This is a genomic window from Lysobacter silvisoli (assembly GCF_003382365.1).
In the GTDB taxonomy this organism is placed as follows: Bacteria; Pseudomonadota; Gammaproteobacteria; order Xanthomonadales; family Xanthomonadaceae; genus Lysobacter; species Lysobacter silvisoli.
In genome coordinates, this window is the sequence record NZ_QTSU01000005.1 from 123597 (window position 1) to 143101 (window position 19505).

Annotated in this window: 14 protein-coding genes; 6 read left to right on the plus strand and 8 right to left on the minus strand. The window is 69.8% G+C overall.

Translation table 11 applies throughout. From position 1 onward, the window contains the following. Positions 1-202: 202 nt before the first annotated feature. Both DX914_RS19395 and DX914_RS19400 read left to right on the plus strand, forming a co-directional pair. Entirely contained in the window at positions 203-3682 is a 3480-nt protein-coding gene (locus DX914_RS19395) for an amidohydrolase family protein (protein ID WP_115861931.1), read from the plus strand. A gap of 179 nt (positions 3683-3861) precedes the next feature. Further along, positions 3862-4206, plus strand: coding sequence for a hypothetical protein (locus DX914_RS19400; RefSeq protein ID WP_115862102.1), 345 nt, complete (start codon positions 3862-3864; stop codon positions 4204-4206). Between the two features lie 182 nt (positions 4207-4388). On the opposite strand, the gene fghA is transcribed toward DX914_RS19400, so the two are convergent. The 5 genes from fghA to ppc all read right to left on the minus strand — a co-directional run bounded on the left by fghA (position 4389) and on the right by ppc (position 9963). Beyond that, entirely contained in the window at positions 4389-5219 is an 831-nt protein-coding gene (gene fghA / locus DX914_RS19405) for an S-formylglutathione hydrolase (RefSeq protein WP_115861933.1), read from the minus strand. 2 nt (positions 5220-5221) lie between these two features. Then, positions 5222-5539, minus strand: coding sequence for a hypothetical protein (locus tag DX914_RS19410; protein ID WP_196778969.1), 318 nt, complete (start codon positions 5537-5539; stop codon positions 5222-5224). A gap of 1 nt (position 5540) precedes the next feature. Then, positions 5541-6650: an S-(hydroxymethyl)glutathione dehydrogenase/class III alcohol dehydrogenase gene (locus tag DX914_RS19415; RefSeq protein ID WP_115862104.1), complete on the minus strand. Its 1110-nt coding sequence runs from the start codon at positions 6648-6650 to the stop codon at positions 5541-5543. 80 nt (positions 6651-6730) lie between these two features. After that, on the minus strand, positions 6731-7006 hold the full coding sequence (gene frmR, locus DX914_RS19420; RefSeq protein WP_115861937.1) for a formaldehyde-responsive transcriptional repressor FrmR: 276 nt from the start codon (positions 7004-7006) through the stop codon (positions 6731-6733). A gap of 218 nt (positions 7007-7224) precedes the next feature. Further along, entirely contained in the window at positions 7225-9963 is a 2739-nt protein-coding gene (gene ppc, locus DX914_RS19425; RefSeq protein WP_196778970.1) for a phosphoenolpyruvate carboxylase, read from the minus strand. 178 nt (positions 9964-10141) lie between these two features. Between ppc and DX914_RS19430 the strand changes: the two genes are divergently transcribed. Further along, positions 10142-10909 carry a tetratricopeptide repeat protein gene (locus DX914_RS19430; RefSeq protein ID WP_158549409.1) on the plus strand — a complete coding sequence of 256 codons (768 nt, stop codon included), beginning with the start codon at positions 10142-10144 and terminating at the stop codon, positions 10907-10909. Positions 10910-11192: 283 nt separating this feature from the next. Here the strand turns inward: DX914_RS19430 and DX914_RS19435 are convergent, their stop codons facing one another. After that, positions 11193-12572: a glutamate--cysteine ligase gene (locus DX914_RS19435; RefSeq protein ID WP_425480707.1), complete on the minus strand. Its 1380-nt coding sequence runs from the start codon at positions 12570-12572 to the stop codon at positions 11193-11195. Between the two features lie 135 nt (positions 12573-12707). Between DX914_RS19435 and DX914_RS19440 the strand changes: the two genes are divergently transcribed. Genes DX914_RS19440 through DX914_RS19450 form a run of 3 tightly spaced genes read left to right on the plus strand, consistent with a single transcriptional unit; the run spans position 12708 to position 16300 of the window. Then, positions 12708-14303, plus strand: coding sequence for a peptide ABC transporter substrate-binding protein (locus DX914_RS19440; protein ID WP_147300740.1), 1596 nt, complete (start codon positions 12708-12710; stop codon positions 14301-14303). After that, positions 14300-15217 carry an ABC transporter permease gene (locus DX914_RS19445; protein WP_115861947.1) on the plus strand — a complete coding sequence of 306 codons (918 nt, stop codon included), beginning with the start codon at positions 14300-14302 and terminating at the stop codon, positions 15215-15217. The genes DX914_RS19440 and DX914_RS19445 overlap by 4 nt, the downstream gene beginning before the upstream one ends. A 51-nt stretch (positions 15218-15268) precedes the next feature. Continuing rightward, complete coding sequence (locus DX914_RS19450; RefSeq protein WP_115861949.1) at positions 15269-16300, plus strand: LacI family DNA-binding transcriptional regulator; 1032 nt, start codon at positions 15269-15271, stop codon at positions 16298-16300. Here the strand turns inward: DX914_RS19450 and DX914_RS19455 are convergent. Further along, complete coding sequence (locus DX914_RS19455) at positions 16297-17982, minus strand: alpha-amylase family glycosyl hydrolase (RefSeq protein ID WP_231118338.1); 1686 nt, start codon at positions 17980-17982, stop codon at positions 16297-16299. The two genes, DX914_RS19450 and DX914_RS19455, sit on opposite strands and share 4 nt — an antisense overlap. After that, positions 17979-19457 carry an MFS transporter gene (locus DX914_RS19460; RefSeq protein WP_115861953.1) on the minus strand — a complete coding sequence of 493 codons (1479 nt, stop codon included), beginning with the start codon at positions 19455-19457 and terminating at the stop codon, positions 17979-17981. The genes DX914_RS19455 and DX914_RS19460 overlap by 4 nt, the downstream gene beginning before the upstream one ends. Between the last annotated feature and the right edge of the window lie 48 nt (positions 19458-19505).

A 19505-nucleotide genomic window follows, 5' to 3' on the forward strand; every position in this document is an offset into this window, starting at 1 on the left:
TTTCAAAGGGGGGGGAACTGCTGGCGTGGTGAATCGAAACCACCTTGCAGCCCGCCTTTTGCTTTTGGCTTTCCTCGTTTGGAAAAGGGGGATTGAGGGGGATTGGCTTTAGTGCCCCGTCACACCCGCACACGACTTTCGACCCGGGGCCGGCGCCTCCGCTGCGGTTAGGCTCAGCCTTCGTCCGCACACCACCGACCCGATGCCCAACCACCGTCTGCTCGCCCTGGCGCTCGCCAGCGCCCTCGCCGCCACCCCGGCCCTCGCCCAGAACCCGCCCGCGCCGCAGCCGGCACCGCCTGCACCGCAGGACAAGGACCAGGCCGACAAAGCGCAGCTCGAACAGGACGCGCTGGAACCGGCCGGCAACGATCCGGCGCGCGCCTCGGCGCAGACCGCCAAGGGCGCCAGCAAGCCCGGCGACGGCAAGGACGACAAGAAGTGGGACGTGTCGGCCGCGCACGGCCCGACCAAGAGCGTGCGCTTCGACACCGACGAAGGCACCTGGATGGACGTGGACGTGTCGCCCGACGGCCGCGAGATCGCGTTCTCGCTGCTGGGCGACCTGTACCGCCTGCCCATCGCCGGCGGCAGCGCCCAGCGCGTGACCAGCGGCCCGGCCTGGGACGTGCAGCCGCGCTGGTCGCCCGACGGCCGCGAACTGGCCTTCACTTCCGACCGCGGCGGCGGCAACAACCTGTGGCGCATCCGCGCCGACGGCAGCCAGCCGGTGCAGGTGACCAAGGAAGACTTCCGCCTGCTCAACAACCCGGCCTGGACGCCCGACGGCCAGTACCTGGTCGGCCGCAAGCACTTCACCGGCGAGCGTTCGCTCGGCGCCGGCGAGCTGTGGCTGTATCACGCCGCCGGCGGCGGCGGCGGTCTGCAGCTGACCAAGCAGAAGAACGACCAGCAGGACCTGGGCGAACCGGCGGTCTCGCCCGACGGCCGCTACGTCTACTACTCCGAGGACGTGAGCGGCGGCCCGACCTTCCAGTACAACAAGAACGTCCACGACACCGTCTACGCGATCAAGCGCCTGGACCGCCAGACCGGCAAGAGCCAGACCCTGGTGGCCACGGCCGGCGGCGCGGTGCGGCCGCAGCCTTCGCCGGACGGCAAGTCGCTGGCGTTCGTCAAGCGCATCCGCGACAAGAGCGTGCTGCACGTGCTGGACCTGGACAGCGGCCTGGTGCGCCCGGTCTGGGACGGCCTGTCGCACGATCAGCAGGAGGCGTGGGCGATCTTCGGCCCCTACGCCAATTTCGATTGGACGCCGGACTCGCGCGCGGTGGTGATCTGGGCGCAGGGCAAGCTGTGGCGCGTGGACATGGCCAGCGGCCAGGCGCGCAACCTGCCCTTCAGCGCGCAGGTCGAACAGACCGTGACCGCGCCGCTGCGCTTCGAGCAGACGCTGGACGAAGGCCGCTTCACGCCGAAGATGATCCGCGACGTGGCCACCAGCGCCGACGGCAAGACCCTGATCTTCCACGCCGTGGGCCACCTTTGGCGCAAGCGCCTGCCCGACGGCGCGCCCGAGCGCATCAGCCGCGACGACAGCCGCTACGAGTACCAGCCCAGCTTCAGCGCCGACGGCCGCAAGCTGCTGTACACCACCTGGTCCGATCAAGACCTCAGCGCGATCATGGTGGCCGACGCCAGCGGCGGCGGCGCGCGCAAGATCACCCGCGAGCCGGGCTTCTACTACGGCGCGCGCTTCTCGCCCGACGGCCGCCGCATCGTCTACGCCAAGACCGGCGGCAGCGGCCTGACCGGCAGCCTGTGGTCGCGCGAGCAGGGCATCTACGTGATGCCGGCCGACGGCGGCGCGGCGGTGCGCGTGGCCGAGAGCGGCGAGGCGCCGCAGTTCAGCGCCGACGGCAGCCGCGTGTACTACCTCACCGGCGGCGGCCTGAAGAAGAAGCTGATGTCGGTGGGCCTGCACGGCGAGGAGCCGCGCGAGGTCTACAGCCTGAAGTACGTGGACTCGGTGAGCCTGAGCCCCGACGGCAAGTGGATCGCCTTCACCGAACTGTTCAACGCCTACGTCGCGCCGCTGGTGGCCACCGGCACCGCGGTGGAGCTGTCCAAGGACAGCAAGGCCATGCCGGTCACCCAGGTCAGCGCCGACGTGGGCAGCTACCTGCACTGGAGCGCGGATTCGCAATCGCTGCATTGGATGGTGGGCGACCGCTATTACTCGCGCGATCTGCGCCAGAGCTTCGCCTTCCTGCCGGGCGCGCCGAAAGAGTTGCCCAAGCCCAGCAACGACGGCGGCATCGCCGTGGGCCTGAGCGTGCCGGTCAACGCGCCGGCCGATACGGTGGCCTTCACCCACGCGCGCATCGTGACCATGCGCGATGCCGAGCGCGGGCAGGAGGTGATCGAAGACGGTACGGTGGTGGTGCGCGGCGACACCATCGTGGCCGTGGGCCCGTCGGCCTCGGTGGCCGTGCCGGCCGGCGCGCGCAGCATCGACGCCAGCGGCAAGACCATCGTGCCCGGCTACGTGGACGTGCATGCGCATGCCGCGCATTTCGGCCAGGGCGTGGTGCCGCAGCAGAACTGGGCCTACTACACCAACCTGGCCTTCGGCGTGACCACCATGCACGACCCCTCGGCCACCACCGAGTTCGTGTTCTCCGAGGCCGAGCTGGTCAAGGCCGGCAAGATGGTCGGCCCGCGCGTGTTCTCCACCGGCACCATCCTGTACGGCGCCGACGGCGACTTCAAAGCCGTGGTCAATTCTTTGGAAGACGCGCGCAGCCACCTGCGCCGGATGAAGGCCAACGGCGCGTTCTCGGTCAAGAGCTACAACCAGCCGCGCCGCGAGCAGCGCCAGCAGATCGATCAGGCGGCGCGCGAGCTGGGCATGCTGGTGGTGGAGGAAGGCGGTTCCACCTTCCACCACAACATGACCATGGTGCTGGACGGCGTGACCAGCATCGAGCACAACCTGCCGGTGGCGCCGCTGTACAAGGACGTGGTGGAGCTGTGGCGGCAGACCGACGTGCGCAACACGCCGACCCTGGTGGTGAGCTACGGCGGCCTGTCGGGCGAGTACTGGTGGTACGCGCGCGACAACGTGTGGGAAGACAAGAAGCTCAACCGCTACTTCCCGCGCGAGACCCTGGACGCGCGCTCGATCCGCCGCGAGACCGCGCCGGATTGGGATTACTGGCATATCGAGGTGGCCAAGTCGGCCAAGAAGCTGCGCGACGCCGGCATCAAGATCCAGGTGGGCGGCCACGGCCAGTTGCAGGGCCTGTCGCCGAATTGGGAAATCTGGATGCTGACCCAGGGCGGCTTCAGCAACTTCGAGGCGCTGCGCGCGGCGACCATCGACGGCGCCGACCTGCTCGGCCTGTCCAAGCAGCTGGGTTCGCTGGAGGTGGGCAAGCAGGCCGACCTGGTGGTGCTCAACGACAATCCGCTGCAGAACATCCGCGCCACCATCGACACGCGCTACGTGATGGTCGACGGCCGCCTGTTCGACGTGGACGCGGACATGGCCGAGATCGGCAACCAGGGCGAGAAGGCGCCGAACTTCTATTGGCAGCGCCACCGCGACGGCCAGACCTTCGGCGTGGAGTTCGGCCCCACCGCGATCTGCCACTGCCCCAAGGGCCATGGCGCGCATGCGCCGCATAGCCTGCTGGACGAGGCCGGGCACGAGGATTGAGGCAGGGCGGGCGCGGCGGAAGGGGTGCCGCCGCGCCTGTTGCCAGGACCGGCCCTCGTCCGGGGCTCGGGCCCGGCCGGCCGGCGACCGAACGGCGGTCGCCGTACGACGCGCCCCGTTCACAATCCAAGAAGGTTTGCCGTCCTAGGCTTAGGACAGTTCCCGCACGAGACGCCATGATGGCCACCCGCTACTACCTCAGCCTTCCCGACGCCCAACGCGCACGCGGCAGCGAGCCCGCGTTGTCGTTCACCGCGGTCAGCGCCGAAGGCTTCGCCGAGCAACTGCAGGACGCGTTGCGCAGCGACCGCCTGTTCGAACGCTGGCGCGCGATGCAGCCCGACCCGGACGAGGTCGATGCCTCGCTGGGCGCGACCGATCCCGGGGCCACCGTGGACGGGCAGCAGGACGATCTGCATATCGATCTGGTGCTGACTTCGTCGATCCCGGGGACGGTGCTGAAGCACCGGATGCGCCTGCTGGCGGGCGCGGGGTGGGAGCTGCGGGACGTTACGGCGGCTTGAGGGCAAGGCAAATCCCCCCTAGCCCCCCTTTTTCAAAGGGGGGAACCGCAGCAAAGGGGGCGCACCCTGGTTTTCCCCTTGCTTGTCTTCCCCCTTTGAAAAAGGGGCACTGAGGGGGATTTGCTTTCGCGATGCCGGCAGCGAATCGCAGGTTCAAATCCTGCCCCCGCTACCAGCTTCGCCTACCCTCGCAACGCCGCCGCATGATGCGCCACATGCTCGCCGATGAAACTGGCGATGAAGTAGTAGCTGTGATCGTACCCGGCCCGCATCCGTAGCCGCAGCGGATGCCCCGCCGCCTCGCATGCGGCGCGCAGCCGCTCAGGCTGCAGCTGGCTGGCGAGAAACTCGTCGCCTTCGCCTTGATCGACCAGCAGGGGCAGCCGCTCGCTCGCGCCGGCGACCAACTCGCTGGCGTCCCATTCGCGCCATGCCGCGCGATCCTCGCCCAGATACGCAGCGAACGCCTTCTCGCCCCACGGCACGCGCGAGGGCGCGACGATGGGCGCGAACGCCGACACGCTGCGGTAGCGCCCCGGGTTGCGCAGCGCCAGCACCAGCGCGCCGTGGCCGCCCATGGAATGGCCGCTGATGCCGCGCGCATCGGTCGCTGGGAACTGCGCTTCGATCAGGGCCGGCAGCTCCTGCGCCACGTAGTCGTGCATGCGGTAGTGCGCGGCCCAAGGCGCCTGGGTGGCGTTGAGGTAGAAGCCCGCACCCTGGCCCAGGTCGTAAGCCTGCGCATCGGCCACATCGGCGCCGCGCGGGCTGGTGTCCGGCGTGACCAGGATTAGCCCGTGCTCGGCGGCGTAACGCTGCGCGCCGGCCTTGGTGATGAAGTTCTGCTCGCTGCAGGTCAGGCCCGACAGCCAGTACAGCACCGGGCAGCGGCCCTGCTGCGCCTGCGGCGGCAGGTAGACGCCCAGGCGCATCGTGCAGTCCAGCACCGCCGATTCGTGCTGCCAGACGTCCTGGATGCCGCCGTGGCTGGCGTGGGATTCGATTCGTTGCATGATCAGGGTCGCAGCTTGGATCCGTTCGGATTGATCGCCAGTTCGTCCACGCGCTGCGGGTAGAACGGCTTTTTGTGTTCCATGTCGTAGTACAGCAGTCCGTGCAGGCCGACCACGTCGCGCTTGGGCACGCGGTGGCGCCACATGCGCTCGAAAACGGGTTTGAGCGCCTGGGGTGGATGCCGCTTCAGTACCTCATCGACAAAGGCGACATCCTGCCCGGGCGGGAACAGCAGATCGAAGTCTGCGTCCTCCACGGCGAATATGTCGTAGACGCAGTTGATGGCGTTGTCGACGACCTGAACGTTCTTCATCGCCACGTCAGTAATGGATCACGGTGCGGATGGACTTGCCTTCGTGCATCAGATCGAAGGCTTCGTTGATGCGCTCCAGCGGCAGGGTGTGGGTGATGAAGGGGTCCAGGTCGATCTCGCCCTTCATCGCCTGCTCGACCATGCCGGGCAGCTGGGTGCGGCCCTTGACGCCGCCGAAGGCCGAACCGCGCCAGACCCGGCCGGTGACCAGCTGGAACGGGCGGGTGCTGATTTCCTGGCCGGCGCCGGCCACGCCGATGATCACCGACTCGCCCCAGCCCTTGTGGCAGCACTCCAGCGCGGCGCGCATGACCTGCACGTTGCCGATGCATTCGAAGCTGAAGTCGACGCCGCCGTCGGTCATCTCCACCAGTACGTCCTGGATCGGGCGTTCGTGGTCCTTGGGGTTCACGCAGTCGGTGGCGCCCATCTGTTTGGCCAGTTCGAACTTGCCCGGGTTGGTGTCGATGCCGATGATGCGGCCGGCCTTGGCCTGCACCGCGCCCTGGATCACTGCCAGACCGATGCCGCCCAGGCCGAACACCGCGACGGTGTCGCCGGCCTTGACCTTGGCGGTGTTGTGCACCGCGCCGATGCCGGTGGTCACGCCGCAGCCGAGCAGGCAGACCTTCTCGAGTTCGGCTTCGGGATTCACCACCGCGAGCGAGATTTCGGGCACGACGGTGTACTCGCTGAAGGTGCTGCAGCCCATGTAGTGATGGATGGGCTGGCCCTGGTAGCTGAAGCGGCTGCTGCCGTCGGGCATCAGGCCCTTGCCCTGGGTGGCGCGCACGGCCTGGCACAGGTTGGTCTTGCCCGACAGGCAGAACTTGCACTGCCGGCATTCGGCCGTGTACAGCGGAATCACGTGGTCGCCGGGCTTGACGCTGGTGACGCCCTCGCCCACTTCGACCACCACGCCACCGCCCTCGTGGCCCAGCACCACCGGGAACAGGCCTTCCGGGTCGTCGCCGCTGAGGGTGAACGCGTCGGTGTGGCAGACGCCGGTGGCGTGGATGCGCACCAGCACCTCTCCCTTGCGCGGCGGCTCGACGTCGATCTCGACGACCTGCAACGGCTGGCCGGCGGCGAAGGCGACGGCGGCGCGGCTCTTGATGACGCGGTTCATGGCAAGACTCTCCTGCGATTGCGGCTGCGGCGCGCGAGGGCGACGCGGCGGTGGACGGTGCGGCGGAACTATTTGAGGTACGAACGCACCAGCGCGGCGACTTCGTCGATGCTGGCGCTGCGGTGTTGCGGCGAGGACACGGCCTGGCCGAATTCCTCGCGGATATGGCTTTCCAACACTTCCGACATCAGCCCGTTGATGGCGCCGCGGATGGCGGCGATCTGCTGCAGCACGGCCGCGCATTCGCTGCCCTGCTCCAGCGCGCGCTCCAGGGCCTCGGTCTGGCCCTTGATGCGGCGGACGCGAGTGAGGACGCGTTTTTTTTCTTCCGGGGAGTGCGGCATGGGGCTCCGAGCGGGGTCGGGCTGGATACTGGGGGATAGTATCAGAGTGTGCCGCGAGTGCGGGGCAAATCCCCCGCGCTCAGGTATGACCCGACCACGTGCAGCGCTATGCGCCCGCCCCCTTTTGCAAAGGGGGCGCCGATTGGCTGCGCTGCTCCGTAGTACGTTCCCCCCTTTGAAAAAAAAGGGGGGGGTTAGGGGGCTTTGCTCTTACCGCCCTACCCCGTGTTCTGCACGCCTGCCGCAATGCCATTGACCGTCGCCACCAACGCCTGCTGCAGCGCATCGTCCGGCCGCCCCGCCGCGCGCCAGCGCGCCAGCAGATCCACCTGCAACAAACTGATCGGATCGACGTAGGGATTGCGCAGGCGGATCGACTGGCGCAGGCGGTGGTCGCCGGCCAGCAGTTCGCTACTGCCCTTGATCGCCAGCACCGCCTCGCGCGTGCGCTGGAACTCGGCGGCGATGCCGGGGTGGAAGCGCGCGTGCAGGTCGCCCTCGGGCAGGCCGGCGGCGAGCAAGGAGTAGCGTTCGAAGATGGCCGGGTCGGACTTGGCCAACACCATCTCCAGGTCGTCGATCAGGGTGTTGAAGAACGGCCAGTCGCGCGCCATCTCGGCCAACGCCTCGCGGCCGTGGCGCTGCAGTGCGCGCTCCAGCGCGGTGCCCACGCCGTACCAGGCGGTGAGCCCGGCGCGGTTCTGCGACCAGGCGAACACCCAGGGGATCGCGCGCAGCGAGCCGATGTCGCCGCTGCCGGCGCGCTTGGCCGGACGCGAGCCGATGCGCAGCCGCTCGATCACATCGATGGGCGTGGCGGCGCGGAAGTAGACCGGGAACGACGCGTCCTCGTGCACCAGCGCGCGGTAGTGCGCGCGTGCATCGGCCGACAGCTCCGAGGCGATCTCGCGCCAGGCCGCCTCGCGCGGTTCCGGCGGGCGCGGCCGCAAGGTGGCGCGCAGCACCGCGCCGGCGGTCTGCTCCAGGTTGCGCAACGCGATCGCGCGGATACCGTACTTGCGGTGGATGACCTCGCCCTGCTCGGTCAAACGCAGGAAGCCGTCGACCGACCCGCGCGGCGCGGCGATCACCGCGCGCTCGGTCTTGCCGCCGCCGCGGCTGATCGAACCGCCGCGGCCGTGGAAGAAGGCGATGCGCACGCCGCTGTCGGCGGCCAGCGCGGTCAGCGCCACCTGCGTCTGCTGCAACGCCCAGCGCGAGGCCAGCATGCCGCCGTCCTTGGCACTGTCGGAGTAACCCAGCATCACCACCTGACGGCCGCCGCGCGCGTCCAGATGGGCGCGGTAGACGGGGTCGGCGAACAAGGCGCGCAAGGTGTCGGCGGCGGCGTCGAGGTCGTCCACGGTTTCGAACAGCGGCGCCACGTCCAGCGGCACGCGGCCGTGGGCGTCGGCGCAACCGGCCGCGCGCGCCAGCGCGAGCACTACCAGCGCATCGGCGGCGCTGCGGCTCATGCTGACGATGTAGGGGCCGAAGGCGCGTTCGCCGTAGCGCGGGCGCAGGCGCGCCACCGCGCGGAACACGTCCAGGCTGGGCTTGGCCGCGCCGTTGCCGTCGGTCTTCACCGGCGCGCTGCCATCGAGCAGCGCGTGCAGGCGGCGCGCGCGCTCGTCGGCGGAGCGGCGCTCCCAGTCGGCGTCGCCGAGCAGGGCGGCGAGTGCGGCGTCGTGCGTGGCCGAGTCCTGGCGCAGGTCCAGGCTCGCCAGTTGGAAGCCGAAGCATTCCGCGCGCCGACGCAGACGCCGCACCGCGAAGCCGCCGGCGTGACCGCCCTGGTTCGCGGCCAGGCTGCGCTCGATCGCGTCGATGTCGGCGATGAATTCAACCACGTCTCCGTAGCCGTGCACGCTCTCGTCGGCGGTGGCCTGCAGGCGCGCCGACATCAGGCTGAGCAGGTTGCGGTAAGGCATGTCGGCGTGGCGCGGCTTGAGCGCGGCGGCGGCCTTGGGCAGCTGGTAGCGGTAGTCCTCTACCCGCGCCAGCACCGCTTCGTCCACGTTCACGCGCGTGATCGACTGGCTCAGCAGTTCGCCCAGCGCGTCCAGGTCGCGGCGATAGGCGCGCAGCACCAGCGCGCGTTGCCCCGCCAGCGTGGCGGCGATGGTGTCGGCGCCCACGTTGGGGTTGCCGTCCATGTCGCCGCCGACCCAGGTGCCGAAGCCCAGCACTTCGGGCAGCGCGGGCGCGTCGCCATAGGCTTCGCGCAGCGCTTCCTCGAACATTTCGTAGAATACCGGTAGCACGCGGTAGAGCACGTCGGACAGGTAGAAGCCCACGTGCTCGAATTCGTCGGCCACGCTGGGCTTGGCCGCGGGCGCCTCGGCGGTCTGCCAGCTCGCGGTCAGGGCCAGGCGGATGCGTTCGCGGTCGGCGCGGCGCTCGGGCGGGGTGCGGCCGCGGTCGATGTCGGCGACCAGGCAGCCGACGATCTGGCGCTCCTTCTCCAGCAAGGCGCGGCGCACGGCCTCGGTGGGGTGGGCGGTGAACACCGGTTCGATGCGCAGGCGCGGCAGCAGTTGGGCCAGTTCGTCGGCACCCACGCCTTCGTGGGCGAGCGTGAGCAGCACGTCGCGCAGGCCGCCGGGCTGGGCGCCGGCGCCGCTGCGCTCGTAATCGCGGCGGCGGCGGATGCGGTGCACGCGCTCGGCCAGATTGACCGCCTGGAAGTAGGTCGCGAACGCGCGCACGAGGTCGGCGGCCTGATCCAGGTCGATGTCGGCCAGGGCGTCGGCGAGCGCGGCGATGGGACGGTCGGATTCGCGCCGGCGGATCGCGGCGCGGCGCAGGCGCTCGACCGCGTCCAGGAACGCCGGACCGCGCTGCTCGGCCAGGATCTCACCGACCAGCGCGCCCAGGGTTTTCACGTCTTCGCGCAGCAGGGCGTCGGTGGGCGCGAAGTCGATCGCACGCAAGGGTTCGTCGCTGGAGTCGTTCATGACGTTCATCCGGCTAGCTATAGCAGCAACTTGTGCGTTGCAGCAAATCCGGAGCACGGATTTGGTTGCATTCGTAACAAAATCCGCCACACATTCGATGCGCCGAGACGAGCTAGCCAGCGCAACGCCGGCAGCCGACACTAGCGATCTGCGCGAATCGCGCCAAGGGGAAAACCGTATGCCGTTTTTGGGTTTGGGCGCCCACGTCCTGGTGGCGCTGTTCTTCGCCGTCCACGCCGTGCGCAGCGGGCAGGAGCGCTACTGGCTCGGGATCCTCTTCATGTTCCCTCTGCTGGGCAGCGTGATCTACGCGCTGACCATCTGGCTGCCGGAGATGCGCTACACCCGCCAGGGCCGCGCCCTGGTCGGCGGGGTCAAGCGCGCGCTGGATCCCAGCCGCGAACTGCGCGAGGCGCAGGAGGCCTTCGCCGACGCCGCCACCACCGACCGCCGCCTGCGCCTGGCCGATGCGCTGCTGATCAGCGGCCGAGCGTCGGAGGCGGCCACTCACTACGAATCCGCGCTCAAGGGCATCCATGCCGACGACGCCGACATCCAGGTCAAGCTGGCGCAGGCGCTGCTGGAATGCGGCCATGCGCCGCGCGCGCGCGAACTGCTCGACGATCTGATCAAGCGCAAGCCCGACTACCGTTCGCCCGAGGGTCATCTGACCTATGCGCGCGCGGTCGCAGCCGAAGGCGACCGCGCCAAGGCGCGCGAGGAGTTCGACGCGCTGGTGGGCTACAGCAGCGGCTTCGAGGCCCACGCCTACTATGCGCAGGCGCTGGCGGATTGGGACGAACGCGAACGCGCGAGCGAGTTGTGCGCGAGCGCGCTGGCCAAGGCCAAGCGCCTGCCGGCGTATGCGCGGCGGATGAACAAGCCGGCGCTGGATCGGATCGGGCAGCTGGCCAAGCGGTTGGCGGCGGGCGAGGCTGGGCGGTGATGTTTGGTCGGGAGCGAGGTTCACGCACGCCCGCACCGCCTCGATACGTCATCCCCGCCAAGGCGGGGATCCAGGGACTTTAGAGTCATGCCTGGATGAAGCCCTGGGTTCCCGCGTTCGCGGGAACGACGGTGGGCGGGTTCGCAGCGAACTCCGAGCCGTCATCCCCGCGAAGGCGGGGATCCAGGGACTTCAGAGTCATGCCTGGATGAAGCGCTGGATCCCCGCGTACGCGGGGATGACGAGCAAAAGAAGTGACGCGGCCGCCAGCGAGCGAGGCCGCTCAGTAAGCAAACTCTTTGAACACCGGATCCACGCTGCCCCCCCAGGCGCCGTGGAACAGCTCCAGCTTGCGCTCGGCCGGCGTCTGGCCGCGGTCGGCGAACTCCAGCAGCGGTTCCAGGTAGATCGACTCGTCGGCGCCGTTGTGGTTGAGCTGGCCGCGCCGCTTCAGGCCGTGCGCGGAAATCTCCAGCGCGCGCTTGGCCAGGTCGAGCACGGTGCCGTCGCGGAACGGCAGCTTGAGCGCGTGCTTGGGCACGCCGTCGCGCAGCGCGTGGCGCTCTTCGGGGGTGAAATCCAGGACCAGGTCCCAGGCCGCGTCCAGCGCGCTGCTGTCGTACAGCAGGCCGACCCAGAACGCCGACAGGGCGCAGATGCGGTTCCAGGGGCCGGAGTCGGCGCCGCGCATTTCCAGGTACTTTTTCAGCCGCACTTCCGGAAACGCAGTGGTGGTGTGGTCGGCCCAGTCCTTCAGCGTGGGGCGCTGGTCCGGGTACGCCGGCAGCTTGGCGTCCAGGAAGTCGCGGAACGACTGCCCGGCGGCGTCGATGTACTGGCCGTCGCGGTAGACGAAGTACATGGGCACGTCGAGCAGATAGTCGACATAACGCTCGTAGCCGAAACCGTCCTCGAACACGAAGTCGAGCAGGCCGGTGCGGTCGCGGTCGGTGTCGGTCCAGATGTGCGACCGGTAGGACAGGTAGCCGTTGGGCTTGCCCTCGGTGAAGGGCGAGTCGGCGAACAGCGCGGTGGCGATGGGCTGCAGCGCCAGCGACACGCGGAACTTCTTCACCATGTCCACTTCGTTGCGCACGTCCAGATTGACCTGCACGGTGCTGGTGCGGGTCATCATGTCCAGGCCCAGGCTGCCGACCTTGGGCATGTACTCGCGCATGATCTTGTAGCGGCCCTTGGGCATCCACGGCATTTCGTCGCGGCGCCACTTGGGCTGGAAGCCCATGCCCAAAAAGCCCAGGCCCATGGGTTCGGCCACGGTGCGCACTTCGCGCAGGTGGGTGGCCGCTTCCACGCAGGTCTCGTGCAGCGTCGCCAGCGGCGCGCCCGACAGTTCCAGCTGCCCCGCCGGTTCCAGCGATACCGAGGCCTGGTCGCGGCTGAGCGCGATCACCCGGCCGTGTTCTTCCACCGGCGTCCAGCCGAACTGGGTCAGGCCTTTGAGCAGGGCTTCGATGCCGCGCTCGCCGTCGAAGGCGGGCGGGCGCAGGTCGTCGGTGCGGAAGCCGAACTTCTCGTGCTCGGTGCCGATCTTCCAGTCGCTGTCGGGACGCGCGCCGGAGACGAGGTACTCGATCAGCGCGGCGCGACCGCCGCTGGCCATCGGCGGAATGGGGACATCCTTGACCTGGCTGGGACCGGACACGCGCACCTCTCATAGAGCCGCGGCGGGGCGGGATGCCCAGCTCGCACGCCGGCCGCGTCCTGGAACGCCCCCGGTTGCCGGCGATATGCGGGCGCTCGCCTACAATCACCAGACCCCGGCAGTGTAGCCCTCGCCTTGGCCCGAACAACGTCCGTCCTGCAACGCTATGGTTCGGCCCTGCTACTGGCGCTGCTGCCGTGGGCCGTGCCTGCGCGCACGCTGGAGCGCGGCAACGGCCCCGAGCCCAGCACCCTGGACGCGCACCGCTGCCAGGAGGTGGCCTGCGGCAACGTGCTGCGCGACCTGTACGAAGGCCTGGTCACCGAAGACGCGCACGGCCGCCTGATTCCGGGCATGGCCCAGCGCTGGACGCTGTCGCCCGACGGCCGCACCTGGACCTTCCACCTGCGCGACGGCCTGCGCTGGAGCAACGGCGAAGCCCTGGATGCGCCGCAGATCGTGGCCAGTTTCCGCCGCGCGTTCGCGCCGGCCACCGCGGCGCCGTTCGGCGAACTGTTCGATGCGCTGCTCAACGCGCAAGCGGTGCAGGCCGGCAAACTGCCGCTCACCGCGCTGGGCGTGTCCGCGCCGGATGCGCGCACCGTGGTGTTCCGCCTGCAGCGCAGCGCCTCGCTGCCGGCGCTGCTGACCCTGCCGATCGCGTTCCCGGTGTACCTGCCGGCGGTGCAGCGCTACGGCGCCCAGCACACCCGGCCGGGGCGGCTGGTGTCCAACGGGGCGTACCGATTGGCCGCGTGGACGCCGCAGGCGAATCTGCTGGTGGAGAAGAACCCGCGCTTCCATGACGCCAGCGGAGTCGCGATCGCGCAGGTGCGCTTCCACGTCACCGAAGATGCCGCGGCCGAACTGCAGCGTTACGCCGCCGGCGATCTGGACCTGACCGAAGTGGTGCCGCCGCAGCCGCTGACCGCGCTGCGCGCGCGCTTCGGCACGCAACTGCGCCTGTCGCCCTACCTGGGCGCGTTCTGGCTGGGCATGAACCTGGAACGCGAGCCGCTGCGCGATACGCCGCAGCTGCGCCGCGCGCTGGCGCTGGCGATCGACCGCGACCTGCTCGCGCGCCACGTCACCGGCCTGGGCGAAACCCCGGCCTACGGCATCGTGCCGCCAGGCATCGAAGGCTATACGCCCGCGGCCACGCCGTGGTCCAAGGCCACGCAGGCGCAACGCGAGGCGCAGGCGCGCGCGCTGTACCGCGCCGCGGGTTATTCGAGCGAGCGCCCGCTGGTGATCGAGCTGCGCTACAACACCTCCACTCCGCATAGGCGTCTGGCGCTGGCGGTGGCGGCGATGTGGCGGCAGACCCTGGGCGTGCAGGTGCGCCTGCGCAACGAGGAATGGAAGGTGTTCGTGCAGAACCGCCGCCAGCGCGCGATCACCCAGGTGTTCCGCGGCGGCTGGATCGGCGACGTGCCCGACGCGCGCAACTTCCTGGCCGCGTTCGGCAGCGACGGTCCGTTGAACTGGACCGGCTACGACGACGCAGGCTTCCGCCAGCGCCTGGCGCGCGCCGATGCGGCGGCCACCGAGGCCGCGCGCAACGCCTGGCTGCATGCGGCGGAGACGCGGCTGTTGAATGCCGATGCGGTGATCCCGCTCTACTACTACACCTCCAAGCACCTGGTCAGCGACGAGCTGCGCGGCTACGAAGCCAACGCGCTGGACCGCCACGCCAGCCGCTGGCTGTCGTTCGGCGAGGGCGCGCGATGAAGCGCTGGGCCGGGCGCCTGGCCGAAGCGCTGATCACGCTGTGGCTGCTGGCCACGCTGTGCTTCGTGCTGCTGCGCGCCGCGCCGGGCGGCCCGTTCGACACCGAGAAGGCCGCGCCGCCGGAAGTGCAGGCCGCGCTGGCCGCGCAGTACCGCCTGGACCGACCGCTGCCCGCGCAGTACGCGGCCTGGCTGGGCGACGTGGCGCGCGGCGACCTGGGGCCCTCGTTCCAGTACCCCGACTACCGTGTGACCCAGCTGATCGCCGGCGCGCTGCCGGTGTCGGCGCTCAACGGTGGCCTGGCCCTGCTGCTGGCGCTGGCGCTGGGCATCCCGCTGGGCGTGTGGGCGGCGCTGCGCGCCGAACGCTGGAGCGACCGCGTGCTGATGTTCGGCGCCGGCCTGGGCCTGGCGGTTCCCAAGTTCGTGGCCGCGCCGCTGCTGGTGCTGCTGTTCGCGGTCACCCTGCACTGGCTGCCCGCGGGCGGCTGGGGCGATTGGCGTCACGTCGCGCTGCCGGTGATCGCACTGGCCCTGCCCAACATCGCCTACTGCGCGCGGCTGACCCGCGCTTCGATGCTGGAAACGCTGTCGGCCGATTACCTGAAGGCCGCACGCGCGCGCGGCCTGTCGGAAACCCGATTGCTGCTGGCCCACGCGCTGCGCCCGGCGCTGCTGCCGGTCGCGGCCTGGCTGTCGCCGGCGCTGATCAACGTGGTCACCGGCTCGGCCGTGGTCGAGCAGGTGTTCGGCATCCCCGGCATGGGCCGCTACTTCGTGCAGGGCGCGCTCAACCGCGACTACACCCTGGTGCTGGGCGTGGTGCTGGTGGTGGGCGCGCTGATCGTGGCGATCAACACCGCGGTGGACGCGCTGCGCGCCTGGCTGGACCCGCGCCTGCGCGAGGCCGGCTGACCTGCCGCGCTGCGGCGTGCCCGGCGCGCGCGCGGCCACTACACTCGGGCCATGCGCAACAAACGACTCAAGGCGACCTCGCTGGACATCGCCCACCGCGCCGGCGTCTCGCAGGCCACGGTCTCGCGCGTGCTCAGCGGCAGCCCGCTGGTCAACGCCGAAACGCGCAAGCGCGTGGAAGCGCTGGTGCGCGAGCTCAACTACAAGGTCGACCGCAACGCCTCCAGCCTGCGCACCCAGCGCTCGGGCACCCTGGCGCTGCTGCTGTTCGAAGACCCCACGCCCGACGAGTCGCACATCAACCCGTTCTTCCTGTCCATGCTGGGCTCGATCACCCGCGCCTGCGCGCGCGCCGGGCAGGATCTGCTGATCTCGTTTCAGCAGCTCTCCGACGATTGGCACGCCGACTACGAGGACAGCATGAAGGCCGACGGCCTGATCCTGCTCGGCTACGGCGACTACCTGGCCTACGAGGGCAAGCTGGAGAAGCTGGTCGCGCAGGGCACCCGCTTCGTGCGCTGGGGCGCGGTGCTGCCCGGCCAGCCCGGCGTGTCGATCGGCTGCGACAACTTCCACGGCGGCCGCCTGGCCGGCGAGCACCTGGTGGGTCTGGGCCACCGCCGCATCGCCTTCCTCGGCGGCGCCTCCAGCCATTGCCCGGAGTTCTTCGACCGCTTCCGCGGCTGCGATGCGGCGCTGCGCGAGGTCGGCGGCGCGATGGAGGCGATCCTGCAGGTCGACGCCGAGAGCTTCGAGGAAGACGGCTACGCCGCGGCGCGCGAGCTGCTGGCGCGCGGCGGCCGCTTCGAGGCGGTGTTCGCCGCCAGCGACCTGATCGCCATCGGCGCGCTGCGCGCCTTCGCCGAAGCCGGCCTGCGCGTGCCCGAAGACGTGGCCGTGGTCGGTTTCGACGACATCCCGATGGCGCGCTTCGCCAGCCCGCCGCTGACCACGGTGTTCCAGGACACCAAGCGCGCCGGCGAACTGCTGGTCGAGACCCTGTTGCGGCAGGTGCAGGGCGAGGCCACCGACAGCATCACCCTGCCCGCTTCGTTAGTGGTCAGGCGCTCCAGCGGCGCCTAGCGCACGACGGCGCGCCGCATCAGCCGGTCCAGCTGCCGCGCCAGATCGGCGCGCGTAACGGGTGCGTCCAGCACGAAGACCTTGGCGCCGTGCGCGGGCACGGTGGTGGTGAGTCGACCGCGCTCGGGCACCTCGACGACCTCACCGTCCAGCGCCTCGCGCCACTGGCCGGGCTGCAGGTAGCGGCGCACCGCGAATTCGGCAGGTGCATCGCCCTTGTTCAACAGCACCAGGGCGATCTGCTGCTGGCCATCGTGCTGGTAGACGCGGTAGAACGTGGCGCGGTTGCCGCGCAATTCCAGGTCCAGCTGCAGGCCGCGCTGCAACGCCGGCGTGGCCGCGCGCGCGCGGGCGATGCGCCGCAGCTGGCGGTAAATGGGGCTGTCGGCGGCGGCGTCGATGCGCGTCTGGCCGTAGTAGTTGCGGTTGCCCGCGTGCTCGGCGCGGCCGCGCATGAAGCCGGTTTCCGAACCGTAGTAGATCACCGGGATGCCGCGCGCGGTGAACAGCCAGTGGTGCGCGTCGATGAAGCCTTCGTCGCTGGCGTCCAGGCGCGGCATGTCGTGGTTGTCGTAAAAAGTCATCAGCTCGTACGGGTTCGCGTACGGACCGCGCCGCAGGTACAGGCGGTCGCGCAGGCGCTGGTAGCCGGCGCCGCTGCGGCCGAACACCTCGGCCATGCGCTGCTTGAGCGGAAAGTCGAGCACGCTGACGCCACCGTTCTCGGCCCAGGTGAACGGCGCGATCTTGCCGGCGTCGTAATCGAAGGCTTCGCCGAACATGAACATGCCCGGGCGCTGGGCGCGAATACGATCGCTGAAGGCTTTCCAGAACGGCAGCTGCATGTGCCGGATGGTGTCGATGCGCAGCGCGTCCACGCCCTGCGCGATCCATTGCGAGTAGGCGCCGACCAGGTAGTCCATGACCTCGGGGTTGCCGTCGTCCAGGTTGGACAGCTGGACCAGATCGGGTTCGGCGTGGAAGTAGCGGTGCAGCCGATTGCGCGCCGGATCGAGTTGCGCGGGCGCCAGGTTCTGATGGTCGGCCACCAGCACGCCATCGCGATAGAGCTCGCCGAACCCGGACTGGTCGCGCGGCATGGTGAACGAGGGCGAGCCGTGGTTGGCGACGATGTCGAGCACGGTCTTCAAACCGTGCCGGCGCAGGCCCGCGGTCAGCGCGGCGAAATCCAGGCCGGGGCTGGGCAGGTGCTCGTCCAGCCGGTAGAAGTCCACGCCCCAATAACCGTGATAACCGGTCTTGCCGCGGTCCTGGAAGGCGCCGCCCCAGGTCACCGCTTCGCCGCCGGTGAAGGCCTGATCCGGGTTGTCGACGATGGGGGTGAGCCAGACCGCGCCGAAGCCCAGGTCGCGGATGTAGCCGGCGTTGGCTAGCAGGCCTTTGAAGTCGCCGCCCAGGTAGCCGACGTTGTCGCTTTCGCCCACCGGCGCGCCCGGCACGGGACGGTCGAAACTGCGCGTGGCCGGATCGGGGCCGCCCTGATCGCGCTGGTCGTTGCCCGGATCGCCGTTGACGTAGCGGTCGGTGAGCACGAAGTAGACCGCGTCGCTGGCGAACGGCTCCAGCGTGCCGTAGTAGTCGCGCGTCTGCGCCGCTGCGACCGCGCTCAGCGCCAGCAGCGCAGTCCCGATGGTCCACGCCTGCAGCCGCGCGGCTTTCATCGTGCCGCCTCCGCGCCCGGCTCGCGCACCCATAGCACGCACAGCCCGGCGATCATCAGGCTGACGCCGCCGATGGCCAGCGCGGCCATCGGTCGGCCGTCGAAGGCCAGCTTGAGCAGAAAGCCCAGCAGACTGGCCGCGACCAGCTGCGGGATCACGATGAAGAAATTGAAGATGCCCATGAACACGCCCATCTTCTCCGCTGGCACGCTGTCGGCCAGCAGCGCATAGGGCAGCGACAGGATCGAGGCCCAGGCGAAGCCCACGCCGAGCATGGACAGCAGCAGCCACTGCGGGTCGCGGATCAGCAGGAACGATAGCAGGCCCAAGCCGCCCAGGGCGAGATTGATCAGATGGCTCCAGCGCAGGCCCAGGCGCCGCGCCATCCACGGGATCGCGATGGCCGCCAGCGCAGCGAAACCGTTATAGGCGGCGAACAGCACGCCCACCCAGTTCGCGCCTTCGTTGTACGCGGCCGAGGCCGGATCGCTGCTGCCGTAGTGGACCTGGGTGACGGCCGCGGTGGTGTAGATCCACATCGCGAACAGGGCGAACCAGGAAAAAAACTGGACCACGGCCAGGCGCCGCATCTGCGCGGGCATGCCGTGCAGGTCGCCGACGATGCGGGCGAAGGCGCTGTCGCGGTGCAGCTGCGTCACCGTCAGCAACGCCAGCCCATAACCGCCGATCAGCGCGGCCAGCAGATACAGTTGCGGGTCCAGGGCGCGCAGGTACACCAGCAGCGCCGCGGCGATGCCCACGATCAGCCAGATCAGGCCGCTGCGGCGCACGCGTGCGCCGTCCAGCTCGCGCACCGGCGGCCGCGGCGCGCTGTCGTGCGCACGCAGCACCTCCGGCGGGTACTCGCGCGTGCGCAGTACGGTCCAGCCCACCGACAGCAGCAGCACCGCGCCACCGAAATAGAACGCGTAGCGCACGGTGTCGGGCACCTGCCCGGCGGCGGCGGTGTTGGCCACGCCGTAGTGGGCCAGCAGGTAAGGCAGCAGGCTGGCGATCACCGAGCCCACGCCGATGAAGAAACTCTGCATGGCATAGCCGCCCGCGCGCTGCCGGGTCGGCAGCTGGTCGCCGACGAAGGCGCGGAACGGTTCCATCGAGATGTTGATCGACGCGTCCAGCATCCACAGCAGGCCGGCGGCGATCCACAGCGTGGGCGAGTTGGGCATGGCGAACAGCGCCAGCGTGGCCAGCACCGCGCCGATCAGGAAATAGGGGCGGCGCCGGCCCAGCGGGGTCCAGGTGCGGTCGGACAGATAGCCGACGATGGGCTGCACGATCAGCCCGGTCAGCGGCGCGGCGATCCACAGCATGGGGATCGCCTCCATGCTCGCGCCCAGGGTCTGGAAGATGCGGCTGACGTTGGCGTTCTGCAGGGCGAAACCGAACTGGATGCCCAGGAAGCCGAAACACATGTTCCAGATCTGCCAGAACGACAGCGGCGGTTTGGACGTCATCGGATCGGGCCCGTCGTGGCAGGGTGGCCGCTACGGTAACCGCCGCCC